This window comes from Microcoleus sp. S28C3 (assembly GCF_036700785.1).
Classification (GTDB): domain Bacteria; phylum Cyanobacteriota; class Cyanobacteriia; order Cyanobacteriales; family Microcoleaceae; genus Microcoleus; species Microcoleus asticus.
In genome coordinates, this window is the sequence record NZ_JAUBPO010000075.1 from 1 (window position 1) to 2836 (window position 2836).

General features: G+C 47.4%; 2 protein-coding genes. Both read left to right on the top strand.

What is annotated here, in order from left to right:
• Window positions 1–27: 27 nt before the first annotated feature.
• The gene (locus QUA13_RS21190; RefSeq protein ID WP_333201634.1) at window positions 28–1419 is read left to right on the top strand and encodes a hypothetical protein; all 1392 of its coding nucleotides are present in this window, start codon (window positions 28–30) and stop codon (window positions 1417–1419) included.
• A partial coding sequence (locus QUA13_RS21195) for a hypothetical protein (RefSeq protein ID WP_333201636.1) occupies window positions 1412–2836 on the top strand: 1425 nt, incomplete at its 3' end. The genes QUA13_RS21190 and QUA13_RS21195, both read left to right, overlap by 8 nt.

Consider the following 2836-nt stretch of genomic DNA (forward strand, 5'->3'; position numbering starts at 1 on the left):
TTTTTATGTATGACTGTACTTTAAGCCTTGGATAGCTTTCCTCGCCACTCACCCCAAAAAACTGTCCGGACTGTTGTGCTGTTGAATCTGCACCAAATTGCTTTGGCGGAACTCAAAAAATTGGGGCTGAAAAATGGGGAAATTCTGGACAAATTGGAGGCCGTCGCAACTGGGCAGCAGATTTGTCAAGTCATGGGGAAATTGGAATCCATAGAAATTGGCATCCGATCGGATTTGGCGCAAGTTCAGAATTTGCTGGAACGATTTGTTGATACTTCCGCGCCCCGATTGCCGCTTCCCTACGAGTGCGAAACGATTATTCAAGACCGCACTCAAGACTTTACGGGCCGCCGATTTGTGTTTGAAGCAATTATAGATTTTTTGCAGAAAAAGCCCAAAGGATATTTTGTTTTAGAAGCCGATCCTGGTGTGGGGAAAACTTCAATTATGGCAAAGTTAGTGCTGCTGATGCAGCGGCGCTGTGTTGTCCATTTTAACTCGCAATCTCAAGGCACGGTTAAGGCAAAGCAATTTCTGGAAAATGCCTGCACTCAGTTAATTCAAGCCTTTAAACTGGATTACCCAAAATTGCCAGAAAATGCGACTACAGATGGCAATTTTCTCAGTCGATTGTTGGGGGAAGTGAGTGCTAAATTGGGCGGAAAAAAGTTAGTTTTTGTTGTGGATGCCCTCGATGAAGTCGATCTGAGCGATCATGGGCGCAGCAATGTCCTTTATTTGCCAGATGCTTTGCCGGATAATGTTTATTTTATTGTCTCGAAGCGGCCGGAATCTCTGCCTTTGCCAAATCATCAGGTTTTTGATTTGATGCAGTACACTGCAGAAAGTTTGGCGGATGTCAAGCTTTATATTGAGAAACGCACCAGCAACAGCGCGTCAATTCAGAGTTGGATTAACCGTCAAAATTTGCAGCGAGAACAGTTTGTGGCGGCGGTGGCGGAAAAAAGCCAGAATAACTTTATGTACCTGCGCTACGTGCTGAATGATATCGACAGCGGCAAGTACAGCGATGTGAATTTGCAAGATTTGCCGAGGGAGTTGGAAGGATATTATGACAAGCATTGGGCGCGGATGGAAATGGCGGTTAGAGATAAAGAATTGCGCCGCCGGAAGTTGAAGGTGATTTATTTGTTGACGAAAACTCGCAAGCCGATTTCTTGCGATCTTTTGGCGGATTTTGCTGAGGAAGATGCTTTGGATGTGCAGGAAGTTCTGGATGATTGGGAACAGTTTCTGCGACGCAATAACTATACTCCACCACATTACAGTATCTATCACGCGAGTTTCCAAAGATTTCTGCATCGTATAGATGTGGTGCAGAAAGCTGGGGTGTCGCTGCGGGATATTGAAACGGCGATTTCTGATAATTTGTGGGAGGCTTTGTACGGCGATGAGTAAGTTTAAAAAACGTTTGGGGAAACTGTCGCCGGAAAAGCGGCTTTATGCTTTGGAAACTCTGCCCGGAGATTTTGCAAGCAATAACAAAGGGGAACGGCTGCATCAGTTGTTGACGGATTTTGATTTTATTGAGGCGAAGTTGGATGCGGTGGGGGTGCAAGCGTTAATTGAGGATTATGATTTAGCGATAATTTCTGATGTTTTGCTGTCGCCGGAGCAAACTGAAACGCTGAAATTGATTCAAGGGGCAATTCGCAAGTCGGCGCACGTTTTGGAAAGGGATAAAACGCAACTGGCGGGGCATTTGTGGGGGAGGTTGCTGGATTTTGAAATGCCGCACATTCAGGGGTTGCTGGAACAGGCGCGGCAATCGAAAGATCGTCCTTGGCTGCGGCCTTTGAGGGCTAATCTGGAAAGGGCAAATGAAGGGGCACTGCGGACGCTTGTCGGTCATACTAGCGGGGTAAATGCAGTGGCGATTGCACTTGATGGCAAGACAGCGATTTCCGCTTCAGCCGATGGCACCCTAAAAGTCTGGGATTTGATCCGCGCCACTGAACTCAGAACTCTCACGGGTCATGTTCGCAAGGTATATGCAGTCGCGATCGCACCAGACGGTAAAACAGCGATTTCCGCTTCAGAGGATAGCACACTAAAAGTCTGGGACATAAATAGCGGAAGCTTGCTCAGAACTCTTACCGGTCATACTGGTCCAGTATATGCAGTTGCAATCACTCTTGACAGCAAACAAGCGGTTTCGGCTTCAGAGGATAAAACCCTAAAAATCTGGGATTTGCTCAGCGGAATCTGCCTCAGAACACTCACCGGTCATACAGGTCCGGTATATGCAGTTGCAATCACTCTGGACAGCAAACAAGCGGTTTCAACTTCATGGTCGGATAACACCCTTAAAATCTGGGATATGGACAGTGGCACTGAACTCAAAACTCAGACCCGTCATACGAGCTGGGTATATGCAGTAGCGATTACACGCGACGGCAAACAAGCGGTTTCGGCTTCAGACGATAAAACCCTAAAAGTCTGGGATTTGCTCAGCGGAGTCTGTCTCAGAACTCTCACTGGTCACACTGCCAAGGTGCAAGCAGTCGCGATCACACCCTCTGCCATCATAGCGGTTTCAGCTTCAGATGATAAAACCCTAAAAGTCTGGGATTTGCTAAGCGGAGTCTGCCTCAGAACTCTCATGGGTCATATTGGTGAGGTATATGGGGTGGCGATCACGTCCGACGGCCTGACAGCGATTTCAGCTTCAAAGGATAAAACCCTAAAAGTCTGGGACATTGACAGCGCCAGGGAAATCAAAGCTCTCACTGATGATAGTGGCAAGGTATGTGCAGTGGCGATCGCACCAGACGGCAAAACAGCGATTTCCGCTTCACGGGATAACACCCTGAAA